Annotated in this window: 14 protein-coding genes and 2 pseudogenes; 10 read left to right on the top strand and 6 right to left on the bottom strand. The window is 56.1% G+C overall.

Going from position 1 to position 18,616, the window contains the following annotated elements; translation table 11 throughout:
* From FIV03_RS28205 to FIV03_RS28185, 5 genes are all read left to right on the top strand, one after another.
* On the top strand, positions 1-1,065 hold the full coding sequence (locus tag FIV03_RS28205; RefSeq protein WP_152512154.1) for a TRAP transporter substrate-binding protein: 1,065 nt from the start codon (positions 1-3) through the stop codon (positions 1,063-1,065).
* A 150-nt stretch (positions 1,066-1,215) separates the two neighbouring features.
* Positions 1,216-1,683 carry a TRAP transporter small permease subunit gene (locus FIV03_RS28200; protein ID WP_173014026.1) on the top strand — a complete coding sequence of 156 codons (468 nt, stop codon included), beginning with the start codon at positions 1,216-1,218 and terminating at the stop codon, positions 1,681-1,683.
* 3 nt (positions 1,684-1,686) lie between these two features.
* On the top strand, positions 1,687-2,967 hold the full coding sequence (locus FIV03_RS28195) for a TRAP transporter large permease (protein WP_152512152.1): 1,281 nt from the start codon (positions 1,687-1,689) through the stop codon (positions 2,965-2,967).
* Positions 2,957-3,910 carry a formylglycine-generating enzyme family protein gene (locus FIV03_RS28190; RefSeq protein ID WP_200863768.1) on the top strand — a complete coding sequence of 318 codons (954 nt, stop codon included), beginning with the start codon at positions 2,957-2,959 and terminating at the stop codon, positions 3,908-3,910. The genes FIV03_RS28195 and FIV03_RS28190 overlap by 11 nt, the downstream gene beginning before the upstream one ends.
* Entirely contained in the window at positions 3,907-4,605 is a 699-nt protein-coding gene (locus FIV03_RS28185) for a DUF2270 domain-containing protein (RefSeq protein WP_051990158.1), read from the top strand. The genes FIV03_RS28190 and FIV03_RS28185 overlap by 4 nt, the downstream gene beginning before the upstream one ends.
* Before the next feature lie 426 nt (positions 4,606-5,031).
* On the opposite strand, the pseudogene FIV03_RS28180 reads toward FIV03_RS28185, so the two are convergent.
* The 6 genes and pseudogenes from FIV03_RS28180 to FIV03_RS28155 all read right to left on the bottom strand — a co-directional run bounded on the left by FIV03_RS28180 (position 5,032) and on the right by FIV03_RS28155 (position 11,424).
* Positions 5,032-5,784: pseudogene (locus tag FIV03_RS28180) on the bottom strand (IS6 family transposase).
* 334 nt (positions 5,785-6,118) lie between these two features.
* Positions 6,119-7,048 (bottom strand): annotated as a pseudogene (locus tag FIV03_RS28175) (IS110 family transposase).
* 260 nt (positions 7,049-7,308) lie between these two features.
* Positions 7,309-8,355, bottom strand: a complete 1,047-nt coding sequence (ugpC, locus tag FIV03_RS28170; protein ID WP_023000287.1) for a sn-glycerol-3-phosphate ABC transporter ATP-binding protein UgpC — start codon at positions 8,353-8,355, stop codon at positions 7,309-7,311.
* Between the two features lie 3 nt (positions 8,356-8,358).
* Positions 8,359-9,216: a carbohydrate ABC transporter permease gene (locus tag FIV03_RS28165; RefSeq protein ID WP_152512151.1), complete on the bottom strand. Its 858-nt coding sequence runs from the start codon at positions 9,214-9,216 to the stop codon at positions 8,359-8,361.
* Positions 9,209-10,090 carry a sugar ABC transporter permease gene (locus tag FIV03_RS28160; RefSeq protein ID WP_152512150.1) on the bottom strand — a complete coding sequence of 294 codons (882 nt, stop codon included), beginning with the start codon at positions 10,088-10,090 and terminating at the stop codon, positions 9,209-9,211. The genes FIV03_RS28165 and FIV03_RS28160 overlap by 8 nt, the downstream gene beginning before the upstream one ends.
* Positions 10,091-10,149: 59 nt before the next feature.
* Complete coding sequence (locus tag FIV03_RS28155) at positions 10,150-11,424, bottom strand: extracellular solute-binding protein (protein WP_152512149.1); 1,275 nt, start codon at positions 11,422-11,424, stop codon at positions 10,150-10,152.
* Positions 11,425-11,652: 228 nt separating this feature from the next.
* Between FIV03_RS28155 and FIV03_RS28150 the strand changes: the two genes are divergently transcribed.
* Genes FIV03_RS28150 through FIV03_RS28130 form a run of 5 tightly spaced genes read left to right on the top strand, consistent with a single transcriptional unit; the run spans position 11,653 to position 18,518 of the window.
* The gene (locus FIV03_RS28150) at positions 11,653-12,387 is read left to right on the top strand and encodes an IclR family transcriptional regulator (protein WP_031269047.1); all 735 of its coding nucleotides are present in this window, start codon (positions 11,653-11,655) and stop codon (positions 12,385-12,387) included.
* A gap of 1 nt (position 12,388) precedes the next feature.
* Entirely contained in the window at positions 12,389-13,468 is a 1,080-nt protein-coding gene (locus FIV03_RS28145) for a Gfo/Idh/MocA family oxidoreductase (RefSeq protein ID WP_152512148.1), read from the top strand.
* Positions 13,468-15,333 carry a thiamine pyrophosphate-dependent enzyme gene (locus FIV03_RS28140; RefSeq protein WP_173014027.1) on the top strand — a complete coding sequence of 622 codons (1,866 nt, stop codon included), beginning with the start codon at positions 13,468-13,470 and terminating at the stop codon, positions 15,331-15,333. Before FIV03_RS28145 ends, FIV03_RS28140 begins: the two co-directional genes overlap by 1 nt.
* Positions 15,334-15,352: 19 nt before the next feature.
* Positions 15,353-16,810, top strand: a complete 1,458-nt coding sequence (locus FIV03_RS28135) for an NAD-dependent succinate-semialdehyde dehydrogenase (RefSeq protein ID WP_152512146.1) — start codon at positions 15,353-15,355, stop codon at positions 16,808-16,810.
* Entirely contained in the window at positions 16,803-18,518 is a 1,716-nt protein-coding gene (locus FIV03_RS28130; RefSeq protein WP_023000295.1) for a dihydroxy-acid dehydratase, read from the top strand. Before FIV03_RS28135 ends, FIV03_RS28130 begins: the two co-directional genes overlap by 8 nt.
* The last annotated feature ends 98 nt before the right edge of the window (positions 18,519-18,616 follow it).

Genomic DNA, 18,616 nt, shown 5'->3' with positions numbered 1-18,616 from the left:
ATGAAAAAAGATTACAGAAAACCGGGGAGTTTTCTTGGGCCGATTTCAGTTGTATTGGCTCTCACCTTCGGCACACCATCCGTTCAGGCAACAGAGTATAGTTTCCGATTGGCAAATGTATTGTCCAACACGGATGTTACGGCATACGGCCTCAACAAGTTTGCCGAGCTTGTCTCTGAAAAATCAAATGGCGATATCGAAGTAAAGGTTTTTCATGGCGGCCAACTCGGCTCGGGTGTCGAAACATTCGAGGCAGTAAAAAACGGTCATCTGGACTTTGCCGCCGACAGCTTCGCGAATCTTGCAACGATTACACCAGCGTTCGAGGTGTTTCATTTCCCTTTCTTGTTCGAGTCACGGACCCAGTTGCTAAACACAATGAGCAGTGAGAAAGTTCAAAAGCAAGTAAATTTGGAACTCGAGCCAGTCGGGTTGCGTTGGTTCAAGACTTTTGAGATCGGCGGACCACGTGAAGTCGGAACTTCTAAAAAGAAGATTGAAACTGCAGCCGACCTAGAAGGCATGAAGTTCCGTGCCTCGCGCTCTCCACTCGAAATAGCTGCTCACCAAAGCTGGGGGGCAGCGGGCGTGACCGTGGATTGGCCTGAGACACCGGAAGCCGTTCGATTGGGAATGGTAGACGGGTTAACGGTTCCCTTTGCGAGCTTCTACTCGGCGAAGTTCCACGAAGGAGATTTAATCAACTACATCCTGGATTTGAACTTTCAAAACTATGCGCTCGTCCTTGTTGTAAACGATGCGAAATACGCTGAACTCCCCGAAAACGTTCGTAAAGTGTTGGAAGAAGCAGCAGAGGAAGCCAGTCAGTGGCACATCGCCTTTGTGAGTGACTTCATTACCGAAAACATCACAGCGATGAAAAAAGAAGGCGTCGAGGTCTACAGCTTGCCGGAAGCGGAATACAGGAAAGTTCGGGAAAAAACTATCGAAACTGTTTGGCCACAATTCGTTGGAAATGAAGGCATGAGTCAGGAAAAGATTGATTTGATCCGTCAAGAGTCGGGCGAGATTGGTGATGATGGTTGGGGCTACAAAGTAAACTGATCTCGAACATGAATTTAAACACCGTGGGCCCGCTACTTTCAATAGCGGGCCAATCGACATCATTTTATAGTTGGTGTTCCTATGCCAAGTCCAGCTTTCAGAAGTAAAATTCAGTCCCTAGACAGTTGTCTTGCATTCAGTGTGACGGCCTTGTGCGTTGCATTCCTTGCTGTAATTGTCATTACTATCAGCGCGTCGGTGTTTTCACGTTTCGTAATTTTCACGCCGCTGAATTTCGCCGATACGATGTCCAAGTATCTGATGCAATGGATGGCTTTTTTAGGGGTCGGGCTTGCGATCCGCGAAGGAGAGCACGTTTTAGTCGACATCATTCATCATGTCATGCCGTCACGCTGGTATAGATGGATTGTGATATCTATGGCGATTTTGTTGTCCATTCTGTTTGCAACGGTCTGTTACAACGGCTTGATCAATGCTTGGAGCGCCCGCAATTCTTCAAATCCGTTCGTCTTTGGGATCAGTATGATGATTCCGTATTTATCGGTTCCCGCAGGGGCCCTTTATGCCCTGGTTCAAACCGTTATTTCTGCATATCTCCTCTTAACAGACATAACCCGTCCGTTGAATAAATTACACTTGCCGGTAACGGGGGCCTAAGAAATGCTTGCACTTTACCTCGCGACCTTCTTACTGCTGATCGCTGCTTCTGTTCCAATAGCCTTCGCTCTAGGCCTTTCAACACTTGTGGTATTCTGGATAGGAGGCGAACCACTACCACTTTTTGCGCAACGGTTGTGGACAGGTTTAGACAAGTTCACGCTGGTGGCAATTCCGTTGTTTATCCTAGCCGGTGAACTGATGGGCGGTTCTGGCATTCTGCAAAGGCTGCTGGATTTTGCTAGGTTGTTGGTTGGCCGTATCAAAGGTAGTTTGCTTTACATCAATATTCTTGTGAGCATGTTTTTTGGTGGCATTAACGGATCTGCTATAGCCGACACAAGTGCAGTCGGTTCAATGATGATAAAGGCCACTGAAAAGGAATATGGAGACGCAGAGCTTGCTGCAGCGACGACGGCTGTCAGTTCTGTTGTCGGGCCAATCATTCCTCCAAGTCTGACGATGTTGATCTTCGCTTTTGCAGCGGGAAACGTATCCATCGCAGCACTCTTTTTGGCCGGCATCGTGCCAGGGATCCTGCTAGGCACGTCTCTATTAGCCGCAACTGCATTCATAGTTAGGCGAAAAAACTATCCAGTAAACCAGGAAACATACCGCCTTCGCGATGTCCTCCGAATTCTTGGTAGATTCATGATAGCAGCCGTTCTTCCTATCATTATGGTGGGAGGAATTGTAGGAGGCATAGCAACACCTACAGAAGCTGGCTGCCTTGCCATAGTCTATGCTGTCTTGATCGGTTTTTTCGTTACCCGTGAACTTACGCCCGGCCGTGTTTATGAAGCTATGAAACGAACCGTTATTGTGTCAGCAGTCGTTATGGTAATCATCGCATTTGGCAATGTTTCTACATGGTGGCTAACAATTGAGGGGGTTCCCAAAACTATCAGCATGTTCGTGCAAGGATTCACCGAAAACCCGCATGTTTTCATGGCTTTGATGCTTGTGATTTTTCTCTTGATAGGTCTTTTCGTCGAACAGGCTGCCGCGATTGTAATGCTGGTACCAATCTTCGCGCCCTTGGCTGTCTCATATGGTATTGACCCGGTTCACTTCGGCTTGTTCACATGCCTATGTCTTGCATTGGGACTGGTTACACCACCAGTAGGATTATGTCTGTTCGTATCCAGCGGCATAGCGGGCGTACCAGTGCACAAAGTATTCAGCGCTTCTATTCCATACCTTGTAGCCATGGCGATCGTTTTGCTTCTTGTGACGTTCGTACCGCAAATTTTTCTCTGGCTGCCGAGATTGTTTGGCTTCTGAAATGGCATTTTGTTGTCCAAGGCTGGGAAGCGCCTCTGCACTTCAAACCCAACCTCGGTTGGAACGTGGTTCACCAATCGTAGTAGAAATCGACTGGATTGAGTTGACTGGTGGTGCCTTCACCATGGGCGGCCCTATCGAGGAGGGCTATCCAGAGGATGGAGAGGGGCCGCCAAGAAAGGTAACCATCGATCCATACAGCATCAGTCAGACACCGATACTCAATAGGGAATTCGCAAAGTTTGCTATCGAAACAGGTTATCTGACAGATGCTGAGAGGCGCGGCACATCATTCGTGTTCCATCTCCTTCTATCACCGCGTGAAAAGATAAATGTCAGAAATATAGCTCAAGAAACGCCCTGGTGGTATCTGGTTGAAGGAGCATATTGGATGAAACCGGAAGGTCCCGATAGCAGCATTTGCAACCGTGGCAATCACCCAGTGACGCACATCAGTTGGAACGATGCGTTAGCATACGCGGACTGGGCCGGAGGTGCCTTGCCGACGGAAGCGCAATGGGAGTTTGCCGCCAGGGGGGGGCGTCAAAGCCTTCGATATCCTTGGGGCAATGATCTTGAGCCCGGAGGCGTTCACATGTGCAACGTCTGGCAGGGAAGATTCCCGGGTTTGAACACCGCCGCAGATGGTTTCGTCGGAACTTCACCGGCAGGTTCCTATCCGCCCAATGCATTTGGCTTACACGACATTGTCGGTAATGTCTGGGAGTGGTGCCGAGATGATTTCTCTTCCGACTATCACGCCGTAACTAAAGGACACGAACCATTTTTTGCCAACGGAAGCAACTGGAAGTCCCAGCGCGGCGGTTCGTTCCTTTGCCATGAAAGCTATTGTTCGCGCTATAGAACTGCTGCGCGTCACGCAAATTCGGCCGATGCGTCCGCGTCAAACACCGGGTTTCGCATCGTGAAAGAGAAGAAATGATAAACGTTTCGTTGGCAAGTGACACTCGGAATAAACCTAATCGCGAATTTACTGCTGCCGAAATTGGAGCATTGGCTCATTTGTACCGAGGCGAGGTCTATCGCAGTACCATTTGGAGAACTCGGCTCGATACGACGACCAACTGGGCTGTTGTAACGTTAGGAGTGGCTCTTTCAGTTACCTACGCCTCCGCAGAAGCATCAGCATTACCCTTACTCCTTGTTGGAATATTGATCTGGCTGTTTCTGATATTGGAAGCGCGGCGTTATCGTTACTTCAATGTTTGGCGCGCGCGCGCTCGGTGGATGGAAACACACTTCTATGCACCTATGCTTATTGATGGAATACTTATAACAGAAAAAAACTGGGAGCATACTCTTGCACACGACTACATCAAACCTCAGTATCATGTGTCGTTTTTCATCGCTATGGGTAGACGGATACGAAGAAATTATCTTTGGATCCTAACGATTCAGGCAATTGCTTACTTGGGAAAAATTTTTGTACACCCTCTGCCTGTTTCGACATTGGATGAATTTATTCAGCGTGCAGATATTGGTCCGATTCCAGGAGAGTTCGTTTTGATTGGCGGTATTTTTTACATCGGGTGTTGTGGGATTATCGCCAACTACGCAATATGCATGGATGTGAAGCGGGCAAAATTGCGGGGCACGCGTGATGCTCCCATCGGCTAAACGCGCAAATAGAGCATGATTTGGCTCGACCAACCTGCAGCAGTGTCTCTCTTGCGTATCCGTTCAAATAGTGATTTTCTTAGACTGAGAATGAAAACCTCGCGTCGAATAATGGCTAGTGGATTAGCTAATCCCCCGTATCCGGAACAACTTACAAAATACGTATCAAGAAGAAATTAAATCATGCGGCTCTTTCAACAACTCTACCTCAGCGTCGCAATTTTCTCATTGGCTTTAGTTCTTCATGCAGTGTTATCTTATGACGCGATGCAAGAAGTAGAGCGCCTGTCTCAAGAAAAGATTTACCCTCCATTTGCTTTTTAAGCCTTTCCATCAATATTGGTGTAATCAAGCAAATGTTGCTAATCAGGCGGGCGTGTCGCAACTTTTTCCTTCGGGCAAGTTTCTCCCGTTTTGGGAGCCCTTTCAGGTTTCGTTAACTTTTTCAATTCCGAAGAGAACCGCAAGCAGATCGTTCTGTTCGCGGACGCTTCACTGACTGACAAAGCCGAAGCCCTTCCTGAGCCACAGCATGGCTTCGAAACCGGCGATGGATTTTCTGGCTGAGTTGAACGAGCAGAACCCACCGACCCTGGGCATGTTCTTTTTCACCCTGAAATGATCGCTCTCGATACCCTGTTGCAAATGTTTGGTCACATAGTGCACCGGATCCGGAGCAAGCAGGCCGCCGTCAACCGCATCCCCGATAGCCGGAGGAAAAGTGTTGGCACCATCTGTGCCGATTTTGCACGGTGACAGCAGCGGGGCATCCTTCAATATTTTTCGAAAGAACCGCTTGGCCGCATTCAGATAGCGCTTCGCCGTGAGCAGGAAATCGACTGGATTTCCATGCTTGTCGAAGGCCCGATACAGAAAGCGCCATTGGCCCTTGATGCGCACATAGGTCTAATCGACGCGGACCAAGCCGCAATGCGGTTTGCGGAAACGCCGCAACCGTTTCTCCATCAGGGGAGCGTAGGTCAGAACCCACCGGTTGATGGTGCTGTGATCGACTTCAAAGCCATGTTCCAGGAACATTTCTTCCAAGTCATGATGGCTCAGCAGATCACGCAAGTAGCAGGAGACTGTTTGGATGATCAGCCAGGCCTCGCACTGTCTGCCTTTGAAGTCATCCTTCGATTGGCGTTTCAGCTTTTCTACGATGGCACTCAAAATCATGATGCGGAACTCCAAATACTGGAGCGCCCTTTCAACAGCCAAATCTCAAGGCGTGGCTAACGCGAAAAACTTTGCGACATGTGTAGACGCCCGAATTTCAAGAGAATTTTTTTGGATTTTTCTGGCACGGTCGGGTTCTGACATGTGTCCGGCCTGTAATGCGGCCTTTCAACTGCCGCTGGCCCGTATGGTGTTCGAAGGTCGAGTCCAAATCAAGCCCACGTGCTCAAAGGCACTGTGTCGCAAATTGGTTTTCCCGACCCCATCCCACGATTGTTGCGCCAAACTTCCAAAAACCTCTCTTGCGCCGCCGCCTCCGCAGTCGCTTGCTTTATTATGTTTGAGCAACCGGAGCCTGGTATGTCTGATTGCCTGGCATGATCGCCCAGACAATACGTGCCATCTTGTTCGCTAGCGCCACTCTCACCAGCGTAGCTGGCTTGCGCGCGAGCATCCCCTCAAGCCATGTTCCCGGCGCAACTCCTTTCTTTGAGCACCACAAAACCACACTGTTTGCACCAATAATCAGGAGACGACGCAGGGAGCGTTCTCCCATCTTTGTCGTGGCCCCCAGCCCCTGTTTCCCACCTGTTGAGTTTTGCCTCGGAGTCAGTCATAACCAAGCTGCAAAGTCCCGTCCTCGCCGGAAAGTTTCTGGCGGAGGAGCCAGGGCCGCCATGGCAACGGCAATCAAAGGACCAATCCCAGGAATTGTCATCAACCGCTGCGCCGTTTCATCCGCCTTGGCGAGATCGGCAATCTTACGATCCAGTTCCCGCACCTGATCTTCCAATCGCAACAAGCTGTCTGTTGAATAACTCAGGGCTGCTCGTGCCACTTCGGGAAGAGAGGTTTCAGGAGAGGCAATACGCTCTATCAACTTTGCAACATTGCTTGCACCTTTAGGAACAATCACACCAAATTCCGCCAAATGACCGCGCAATGCATTGATGGTCTGCGTGGGCTGCCGGATCAGTATTTCTCGCGTGCGTAACAAAACCACAATGCCCTGACGTTCTTCACTCTTCACCGGCACAAAGCGCATTGTCGGACGGTTGGCTGCTTCACAGATCGCTTCGGCATCCGCAGCATCGTTCTTTTGGCGCTTTACGAACGGCTTTACGTAGATTGGTGGTATCAACTTCATTTTATGGCCGAGCCGAGCAAGCTCACGCCCCCAGTAATGGGCGCTACCGCAAGCCTCCATTGCAACCAAACAGCGCGGCTGATCAGCGAAAAAGGCCAAAACCTATTTCCGCCGCAGTCGCTAGCGAAAAACAACCTCGCCTGATCCATCAGCTCCGTGGGCCTGGAAAACAGACTTCGCAAGATCAAAGCCGATTATGTGAACTTCAGACATTGACGCCTCCTGGAGGATCGAGGAAATCCCACCTTCCCACAGCAAGGCAGCGGTGGACGTCTACATCATCAAGCCCGTCCAAAACGGGGAACAACGCTCGCCAACCAGAATAAGTTGGCAATGCCAAAAGTTCTATTCTATTCTTGTCAGGTTTTCGCCTTATATCAATTTGCGAAAGTGTGAACCGCGTTCCGGTTGACCGCAAGATACACTGTGTCGCCTTCCTCGATCGAAAGCGTTCCGTCGACACGTGCAGTTAGAACGTTACGGGTGAAAGGCACACCGAGATAGAGCAGGGTCTCTGCGCCGAGTTTCTCGATCATGCTGACCTTTGCCGTGAAGTCCGATCTTGCGGACGACACGAGATCAAGATGTTCCGGACGGATGCCCACGGTCACCGAACCGCGCAGACCGGTGGGTCTGGTCGGGGTCAGTACCAGGTCTCCAACCGTCACCTTGCCGTTGTCACCAGCAGTCCCGTCTAGGAAGTTCATGGCTGGAGCCCCGATGAAGCCGGCAACGAAGGTGTTGATCGGGTTGTGGTAGAGCTCCATGGGTGTGCCTACCTGTTCGATCTTTCCACCATTGAAGACGACAATCCGATCCGCAAGCGTAAGTGCTTCAACTTGATCGTGGGTCACATAGATCATCGTAACGTTCTTAAGGTCCTTGTGCAGCCGGGCAATCTCCAGTCTCATCTGCACGCGCAAGGCAGCGTCCAGATTAGACAGCGGTTCATCGAACAGGAAGACGCGTGGGTCACGAATGATGGACCGTCCAATGGCAACACGCTGGCGCTGGCCGCCCGATAGCTGCCGGGGTGTCCGATCCAGCAACATTTCCAGCTGCAGGGTTTCAGCTACCTTGCGCACACGCTGTTCGATTTCTGCTTTTGGGACCTTGTTCAGCTTGAGGCCGAAGCCGATGTTTTCCGCCACAGTCAGATGTGGAAACAGGGCGTAGGACTGGAATACCATGGCAAGCTTGCGCTTGGACGGCGCGACATGCGTGACGTCGACACCATCAATTTGAATGAATCCTGAGGATACATCCTCAAGCCCGGAAATCATTCGTAGCATGGTGGATTTGCCGCAACCGGACGGCCCGACGAAGACGACGAACTCGCCCTGTCCGATTTCGAGATCAACGCCTTTGATGACCTCGACCGAGCCAAAGGACTTGCGGATGTTTTTTAAAGTGACTTCAGCCATGGCTTATCCTTTGACCGCGCCCATTGTCATACCTTTGATGAAGTAGCGCTGGAAGAAGAGGAAGATGAGCAGGGTCGGGAGGCTGGCGATCAGCGAAAGCGCTCCCTGGACTCCCCAGGCAACGGTGTATTGACCGCGCAGATTGACGATGCCGACCATGATCGTGCGCATGTCGTCGGACTGCGTGAAGATCAGCGGCCAGAGGAAATCGTTCCAGATCCAGGTGAATTGCAGCGTGGCGAGCACAGCCAGCGCGGGCAGGCTGAGCGGCAGGGCGACGCGAGTCAGGACTTGCCATTCGTTCGCACCTTCCAGGATGGCTGCTTCCCGCAGGGCATTGGGAACAGTGGCGAAGAAATTGCGCATCAGCAGGGTGCAGATGGGGATCCCGAGCGCGGTGTGCACCAGACCGATAGGCCAGAGCGTGTCGATGAGCCCGAGGCCGTTGAACAGCCGGAACAGCGGCACGAGAATGACCTGCGGCGGAAAGAACATGCCGGCGACGATCAGAAGAAACAGGAGGTTCGATCCGCGGAACGGCAGTTTCGCGAAGGTATATCCCGCTAGAACCCCGAGAGCGGTCGAGGCGATGGTCGCGGGCACCGTGACCAGCAGGGTGTTGAGGAAATACCGATGCACCGCCGGATTGTTCAGCACCTCTACATAGTTGCCCAGAAAAAGCGTGTCGGGGAGGGACCACAGGTCTCCGAGGGCAATCGCCCGCGTGGTCTTGACCGAGGACAGCACCACGCCGAGCGTCGGGGCCAGGAACAGGACGGCAAGGCAACACAGGATCAGGAAGATCGTCACCGGCCACGGATTGAAACGACGCGGAACCGAAGAGGTGGCAAGCTCAGCCATAGATTTCGTCCACCTTCTTCAACTGGCGGAAATATAGGCCGATGATCGTCAGGGCGATCAGAAAGAGCACCACCGAAATCGCGCTGCCATAACCCATGAAGTATTTCCGGAAGCTCTCGTTGTACATGTGCATTGCAAGGGTGTCGGAACTGTTGAACGGGCCGCCGCCGGTCATGATGAACAGGATGTCGAAGCCCTTGAGGGAGTTGATCACGGACAGCGCGACCACGACGACGGTCGATGGGGTGAGAAGCGGGATGAGCACATGGCGGACACGCTGCCAGACCGAAGCGCCCTCGATCTCGCAGACTTCGAGAAGATCAGAGGGCACTGCCGTCAGTCCGGCGAGATAGATCACCATGGAAAGGCCGGTCTGCTGCCAGGACCAGGCGACGATGACGGAATAGAGCGCGCTGTCAGGCCGGGCGAGCCAGGCATAGTTGAAGCGGCCGCCGGTAATCTGCTCGATCACGGTGTTCAGAAGGCCCCAGTCCGGCTGATAGATCCAGACCCAGATCTGCCCGACGACGATGGCCGAGAGGCAGATGGGCAGATAGAAGATGGTCTTGAAAACCTTGGCGCCCCGGACCTTGGAATCCAGCAGCAGCGCCAGCCCCAGACCGAGAACGGTCGGCAAAAGGATTGCCGCGACCATCCAGATGGCGGTGTTCACGATGGCGTTGAAGAACAGCCGGTCCGTCCAGATCCGGATGAAATTCTCAAAACCGACATAGTCATAGTCGCTGTTGAACCCGTTCCAGTTGGTGAAACTGTAATAAAACGAACTCAACAACGGCCAGATTACGAGAACGGAGAAGACAAGCAGAGGAAGCGCCAGAAGGATCAGGCGCCAGATTCGGTTTTCTCGTTCCATTGACCTCTCCAGAGTTGCGGGCTGGCAGCGGTGCCGCAGTCAGCCCGCAAATATTATTGTTATTGTTGTTCGAATGCCGCTTTTGCGTCGGTCGCAGCCTGCGACAGGATATCCGTCACCTTGTTGGGATCGTCCATAAAACGGGCAAACATGGACAAGCCGACTTCGGCGACCGGCGGCGGCGTGGCAAGGTCGTAGTTGAAGGCGAAGACCTCTGATTTGTCGACCGTGTTGAATGCCTTGAGCATGACCGGATTGTAGTTGGAAGGATCGACATTCACGTTGGCTGAAAGCGCACCCTGGGCCTTGCTCCAGTCGGCCTGAACGTCCGTGTTCGATACCATGAACTCCAGAAACGCTTCGGCGCCTTCCGGATTGGCCGCGTTGGCGGCAATGACGAGCCCGTCGACAGGTCCGACCGACGTTACCGGAAGACCGTCGTCGATGACCGGGAACGCGAAGAAATCGTAGTCTTCGCCCGGAACGAGGCCGAGGCCGTTCCAGTAGCCGGTGATCCACGTTCCCATAAGGGTCATGGCGGCGTCGCCGCGCGCAACCTTGTCCGAAGCATCAGTCCAGGTGTCGGCATTGGCGTTTTCGGTGAAGTAGCCCTTGTCCGTCAGGTCCTTCCACATGCCCATGGCACGCTGGACTTCGGGATCGTCATAGGAAGCTTCGCCCGCCATCAGCCGGGCGCGGTATTCGGGGCCGGCGGTGCGTAGCAGCAGATAGTCGAACCAGAACTGCGCTGGCCAGCGGTTTGCCGAACCGAGGGCGATCGGCGCGACGCCAGCAGCTTTCAGTTTTTCGCACAGGGCCAGGAAGCCGTTCCAGTCGGTCGGCATGTCGCTGACGCCGGCATTTTCGAGAACCGCCTTGTTATAGAAGACACCGGCATAGTGATAGTTGAACGGCACCAGGTAGCGGTGATCGTTGTATTTCGTTGCGCTGGCGGCGATGGCGCCGGCGATGACATCGCTCAGGCCCGCACGGTCCCACATGTCGTCAATCGGATGCAAAGCACCTGAATCGGCAATGAACTGAACCCTCGCCCCCGCCCAGTAGCTGAAGACGTCCGGCAGGCTGTTGCCCGACGCCCGCACGAGAATGTCCGTTTTGTAGTCCTCGTGGCCAACCGGGCTGTCCTTGAGTGTGTAGCCGGACGCCTCTTCGTAACGCTTGATCTGCTCGCCGAAGGCCTTCAGGCCGAGTTCGCCGGTGAAATAGTGGCTGATCGTGACGTCCCCGGACTGCGCATGCAGCGGGGAGACGAAACCGGCCGCGGATACCGCCATTGCGGACGCGAGCAAGGTACGGCGAGTAATGCGTATCATCGGAACTCCTCCCAGAAGTTTACATATGCTGAACTATTTTGCCAACAACTTCGCCATACGTACAAAAGATTTCGCCTATGTCAACAAAAAGTGTTGCATATTTCAATTTCAACCGCGATAACTAAGAAAAATCGGCTCACGGACCAAATAAGTTTGACTATGTTAAACAATAAGTACAGCATAAGTGAACTTTCTCCACGCGATGCGTTTCCCAAAGGAGTGAAATCCGTGCGCCTGCTTCAATCCCTTACCCGCGGCCTGCGAACCCTCGACCTGCTCCACGCGTCCGATCAGCCAATGCGGCTGACCGAGATCGCAGACGAACTGAGCGTCGACAAATCGAATGCCTCACATGTTCTGAAGACCCTGGTCGCGTCCGGATATGCGGCCCAGGACGGATCCCGCCGCTATGTGGCTTCCGACCGTCACAATGGCGGCGGCCACGAGCATTCGCTGTCCGATGTGGTTGCCTGCAAGGAACGCTGCCGGCCCGCGCTGGAAGCGCTGGTGCGAGAGACGGGTGAATGCGCTCATCTGGCCGTGTTGGTCGATACGCGGGTCTGGTACATCGACAAGGTGGATTCCATCCTGCCACTGAAGGTCGATCACCCGATAGGATCCCTTTCCCCGCTTCACTGTACGGCGCTGGGGAAGGCGTTCCTGTCCTTCGGCAATGCCACCTTGCCGGCGGATCGTCCCCGCTACACGCCGAAAACCATCACGGACGAAGACGCGCTTTTGGCGGAACTCGCCCAAACCCGGAGCCGCGGCTTCGCAATCGACGATGAAGAATTTGCACCCGGCATTCGCTGTGCCGCCAGGCCTGTTTTCGATGTCCGGGACCGCATGATCGCGGCGCTCGGTGTCTCGGGTCCGTCGGTCAGGGTCGATGACGACCGCCTGAAAGAACTCGGCGAGCTGGTGCGCGCCACTCCACTTACCCCATTCAGAGAGCCTAGATGATATGAGCAAGACGCCTCTTCGCGTTGGCATTGTTGGCACAGGTCGCATTTCCGATCTCCACGCCATCGAATACACGCAGAACCCGCGCGGACGCATAACCGCCCTGTGCGACAGGGACCCGGCGCTGGCCCGCTCGCGCGCGGCGGCCTGGGGATGCACCGATGCGGCAATCGAAGAGGATTACGAAGCCCTTCTGGCACGGGACGACGTCGATCTGGTCGAACTGCTCCTGCCGCATCATCTGCATCTTTCTGCGGCGCTGAAGGCAATCGAAGCCGGCAAGATCGTCTCCCTGCAAAAGCCTATGTGCATGAACCTCGCGGAGGCGGACCAGCTGGTTGCCGCGGCCGAAGCCCACGACCGGCCGTTCAAGATTTTCGAGAACTTCATTTTCCATCCGCCGGTCATGAAGGCGAAGGAGCTGATCGGCCAGGGGGCAATCGGTGAGCCGCTCTCGATCCGCATCAAGTCTAATCCGGGGAAAAGCAAGACCGCCTGGGAAGTTCCGAAGGAAGCCGATGCCTGGCGCCAGCAGCTGGAAATGGCGGGCGGTGGCCCGCTTGTTTTCGACGATGGCCATCACAAGTTTGCCCTTGCCTGGCATTTCATGGGCATGCCTTCGGAAGTGCACGCGTTCATCCACCATACCGAACGTCCCGATGGCGGTCTGTTCGATGCGCCGTCCATCATCTCGTTCCGCTTCCCCGGCAACCGGATCGGCAATCTGGAAATCGTCTATTCGCCGGAACTCGAAATCGCCGGGAAATATTATGCCCAGGACGACCGGGTCGAGATTACCGGCACCCACGGCGTTCTCTGGATCAATTGCGGCCACGGCAGCATCGGCAACAGCGCGCCGCTGGTTCACTTCCGGGATGGCAAGGTGACGGAATACACCGACATTCCTTCCGGCTGGGAGCAGAGTTTCATTCATTCGACCCGCCACTTCCTCCATGTCCTGCATGAAGGCGGCGACCCGGTGCTGACCGCCCGCCAGGGCCGGTCCGTGCTGCGCTTCGCCCTTGCGGCGGAACAGTCCGCCCGTGAAGGCCGGACGGTCAGCCTCGGGGGGGATGTCTGATGAGCGCCTTTCCGGACACGCGGGAAAAACGGGCCGCATGGCTGGCGGCAGCCGGCGGGCTGAACGCGGCAATCGAGAGCGGCGTGCTGTCGGATGTCGTTTCTCTGCCCCTTACGGAGGCACTGGTGCTCGGGCTGCTGCGGCAAGGGGTCAGCAAGTATCTGATGATCCTCGGACACGGCTCGACCGAACTCGGCGAAACCCTGCGGATCTATGAGGCCGCAGGGCTGGTCAAGGGGTTCCAGTTCCGCAACGAGGTTGAAATGGCTCATGCGGGTACGGCGCTGCGGTGGTTCTACGACGAACCCTGCGCCGTGATCACGTCCATCGGACCCGGTGCGCTGCAGGCTCTCGCCGGATCTCTGGCGGCCGCGTCCAACGGTGTCGGTCTCTATCACATCTATGGGGACGAGACGACGCATGGCGAAGGCTACAACATGCAGCAGGTGCCCAAGCCCGAACAGGGACTGTTCGCGCAGATCACCGGCGCGATGGGAACCTCCTATACGCTGCATGCACCCGAGGCCCTGCGCGATGCCTTGAGGCGCGGTGCCGGGACTGTCTTCCATCCCTGGAAAGCGGGACCCTTCTATCTGAACCTGCCGTTGAACACGCAGCCCGAAACGGTCTCGCTGCGGCTCGATGCCCTTCCGGCACGGCCTGTCTTCGGGGCAGCGGCAATTCCGAACGAGGACGTGCTCGACAGGGCCGCAGCGCTCATCGGGTCTTTTGAAAAGGTCGCGATCAAGGCAGGGGGAGGGGCGCGCGGCGCGGCGCAGGAACTTTGCCGCTTTGCGGAAGCCGCAGGTGCAGCCGTCGTCCTCAGCCCGGGGTCGACCGGGGTCCTGCCGGACGATCATCCGCAAAACATGCATGTCGGCGGGTCCAAGGGCTCGATCAGCGGCAACTATGCCATGGAGGAAGCGGAGCTGGTGGTGTTCGTCGGCAGCCGCGGCGTCTGCCAGTCAGACTGTTCCGGCATCGGCTGGCCGAAGGCGAAGGCCGTCATCAACATCAATGCCGATCCCGTCGACGTTCAGCACTACAACAACACCCTGGCGCTGGCGGGAAATGCGGGCGTGATCCTGGCGGCGCTGGCGACCCGGCTTCGAGCAGAGGACAACAAGGCCGGTTGGCTGAAGGCCTGCGCCGCGAGGAAAGCCGAGTGGCAGGCCTTCAAGACCGCCCGCTACACGTCCGGCCCGCTTTCGGACGATGTCTGGCCGGAGACCTGCCTGTCTCAGCCGCAGGCAATCCATGTGGCGGATCTTTTTGCGCGCGATGTCGGGGCCTTGAAGATATTCGATGCCGGCGACGTCCAGGCCAACGGCTTTCAGGTTGTCGAGGACAACCGTCCGGGCGAGACCTTCACCGAATCCGGAGCCTCCTACATGGGCTTTGCCGTCTCGGCCCTCCTGGCCGGCGGGCTTGCGGATGAGGGCCGGTATGCCATCGCCTTTACCGGCGACGGATCTTTCATGATGAACCCGCAAGTGCTGATTGACGGCGTCGAGCATGGGGTCCACGGCACCATTCTGCTGATGGACAACCGCCGGATGGCGGCAATAAGCCATCTGCAGCTTTCGCAGTATGGCACGGACTACCGCACCAATGACGGCGTCGCCGTGGACTATGTCCGGATGGCGTCCTCCGTGCAGGGTCTCAAAGCCCTTTGGGGTGGTTACACTGGCGAAACGCTGAAGGCGGCGCTGGCGGAAGCGCATGCCCATAAGGGACTGAGCCTTATTCACCTGCCTGTCTATTACGGTCCGGACCCGCTCGGGGGCATGGGCGCCTATGGAAGCTGGAATGTCGGCAACTGGTGTGCCGACGTGCAGGCAAAATACGCCAAAACGCTGATCTGACGGCGAGGGAGTTTTCAAGATGTTCGAGAAGTATGGCCTTCTGGTCGAAGGCGAATGGCGCCCTGCGGCCGATGGCGGGACCCTTGCCGTGATCAGCCCCGTCAGCGAGATGGAAATCGGGCGGATCCCGGCAGCAGGGCGGAAGGATATCGATCTTGCCCTGTCGGTCTGCGCCTCGATCGCACCGGCCTGGGCGCGTGTGCCTGCCTGGGAAAGGGCCGCCATCCTGAGAAAGGCGGCGGAAAATCTCAAGGACGATGCCGAGACCTATGCCCGCATCATGTCCACCGAAACCGGCAAGCCGCTAGCCGAAGCCCGTGCAGAGGTGCAGGCAAGCGCCGATCAGTTCGAGTGGTATGGCGAAGAAGCAAAGCGGATCTACGGCCAGATCATTCCGGGGCGGAATCCAGACGAGCGCCTGTCCGTGTCCTATCAGCCGGTCGGCCCGTGCCTGGCGCTGTCGGCCTGGAACTTCCCGATGCTGCTGCCGTCCAGGAAGATCGCAGCAGCACTGGCGGCTGGCAACCCCGTCATCGCGCGCCCGGCCTCCGAAGCACCAGGGTCCTGTTTCGCCATAGGCGAAGCCCTGATGAAAGCAGGCCTGCCGGCAGGTGTCCTGTCGATCCTGACCGGATCGGCCGTGCCGATGGTGGGAGACCTGATCGCTTCACCGGTTATCCGGAAGGTATCGCTGACCGGATCTGTTGAGGTGGGACGAAGCATTCTTCGTCAGGCGGCTGAAGGCATCAAGAAGGTGACGATGGAACTTGGCGGTCATGCGCCGGTGATCGTCTATCCCGACAGCGACCCGGTGGCGGCAGCGCATAAGCTGGCCGCAACCAAGTTCCGCAATTGCGGTCAGGTCTGCATTTCGCCGACCCGCTTCTACATTCACCGGGACATCTACGCCTCCTTCGCCGAAACCTTTACGGAGTATGCGCAAGGCCTGAAGGTGGGCGATGGCCTCGAAGAAACCGTGACAACCGGGCCGATGATCCGGGCGCGGGGACTGAAGACCGCCCTGTCGCTCGTCGAGGATGCGATCGATTGCGGTGCCGAACTCCTGACCGGCGGCCGAAGGCCTCCCGAACATAACACCGGCCATTTCCTGCAGCCGACCGTTCTCGGCAACGTCCCGGACAAGGCCCGCATCATGTCGGATGAACCCTTTGCGCCGGTGGCGCCGCTAACCGCCTTCGACAGCTTCAACGAGGTTATCGAGCGAGCCAATTCCACCGAGTTCGGCCTTGCCTCCTATGTCTTTACCCGTGACAGCGACCTGGCGGCGCGCACGTCGGAGGCGCTTGAAGCCGGTATGGTCGGTATCAACGAGACCCTGCTTGCGACCGCGGAGGCGCCTTTCGGCGGTATCAAGGAAAGCGGTTTCGGGCGGGAAGGCGGCAGCCTCGGCATTCTCGATTACCTGACGCCCAAATACACACGGCACAAATTCCTGAAAGGGACGCTCGATGTCTGATCAGCCAAAGGGGCCGCAGGGGATCACCGGCGGTCTGACCAATTACGGCGATCCGGAATTTGCCCGCTACTTGCGCCGTTCCTTCGCCAAGTCGATGGGTTATACGGGCAAGTCTCTCGACAAGCCGATTGTCGGAATCTGCTACACTGAAAGCGGGTTCAACAACTGCCACCGGCATTTTCCAGAAATGCTGGAAGCGGTGAAGCGCGGCATTCTCGCTGAGGGGGGGTTGCCAGTTCCCTTTCCGGTTATCTCGCTCGGCGAGGTGTTTCTCAACCCGACTTCACTCGTCTATCGCAACCTGATGGCCATGGCGACTGAAGAGATGATCCGCGCCCAGCCGATGGATTCCGTCGTCCTGATGGGCGGCTGCGACAAAACCGTTCCTGCGCTTCTGATGGGGGCGGCCTCCGCCGGAAAGCCTGCGGTCATGCTTGTTGCAGGCCCCATGATGACGGGCAGGCACCGAGGCGAGCGGCTGGGGGCTTGTACCGATTGTCGACGTTTCTGGGGGCAATACCGGGCAGGCAACATCGACGAACAGGAGATCAACCAGATCGAGGGCCGGCTAGCCGTGACTGCCGGAACATGTGCCGTCATGGGGACTGCTTCGACCATGGCGCTGATCGCCGAAACCTTGGGCTTTGCCTTGCCGGGTTCAGCCGCAATTCCGGCGGTTCATGCAGACCGTTTGCGCGCTTCAGAGGAAAGTGGAACGCTGGCCGTCAAGATGGCCCTTACTGGCGGGCCTACGCCAAACAAGCTGATCACACGGGCTTCGGTCGAAAATGCCATCCGGGTGCTGCTGGCTATCTCCGGATCGACGAATGCAGTCATTCACTTGGCCGCGATCGCAGGCCGCATGGGGATCGACATTGACTTCGACCGTTTCAACAGCCTTTCCGATGAAACGCCGGTTCTGGTCGACCTAAAGCCGGTTGGTGCGAGCTACATGGAAGATTTCTACGCAGCAGGGGCGCTTGACGGCGTTCTGCAGGGACTCGCCGCCGATCTCGACAAGACACCGATCGACGTCACCAGTCGGAGCCTTGGCGACAGGCTGACAGCACCACTAGCCGACCCGATCGATCATGCAGTTATTCGCAAAGCTGACGATCCGATCCATCCTAAGGGCGGCTTAATCGCGCTGAAGGGAACACTGGCACCAGATGGAGCCATCCTGAAACGTGCCGCAGCAACGCCAGAGCTTCTTGAACACGAAGGCCGAGCGGTCGTTTTCAGCTCGCTTGAAGATTTGGCAAATAGGATCGACGACCCCGATCTGGACGTGGCAGCCGACGACGTTCTGGTGTTGCAGAACGCAGGGCCTCGCAGCGCTTCCGGCATGCCGGAAGCGGGTTACCTGCCCATTCCGAAAAAACTGGCCCGCCAGGGCGTAAAGGACATGGTGCGCATTTCAGATGCGCGAATGTCCGGCACAGCGTTCGGTACCATTGTGCTGCACGTTGCGCCCGAGGCAGAACTCGGCGGACCGCTCGCATTAGTTCGGGATGGTGACAGGATTCGTTTGTCGGCGTCTTCGAAATCCATCGACATTCTGGTAACGCCGGAAGAACTCGATCGACGCCGATCCGATTTGGTCCGGAGCCCAGACGGCTGGGACCGCGGTTACCGCAAGCTTTATAGAGACAGTGTTCTGCCGGCTCCTGCCGGGTGCGATTTCGATTTTCTTAGGCAGAAACCGTGAAGTGATCGTCCAAGAGGTTGCCGCGCGGTCCTCTGCTATGGCAGAGCGGCATCTAGCTGGTTCTCCCCCACAGAGTTCATTGTACGCGAAAAATCGGT

Source organism: Labrenzia sp. THAF187b (assembly GCF_009363375.1).
Taxonomy (GTDB): Bacteria; Pseudomonadota; Alphaproteobacteria; order Rhizobiales; family Stappiaceae; genus Roseibium; species Roseibium algicola.
Note: the sequence above shows the minus strand (reverse complement) of the source record. Positions and strands in the feature narration are given on the sequence as shown.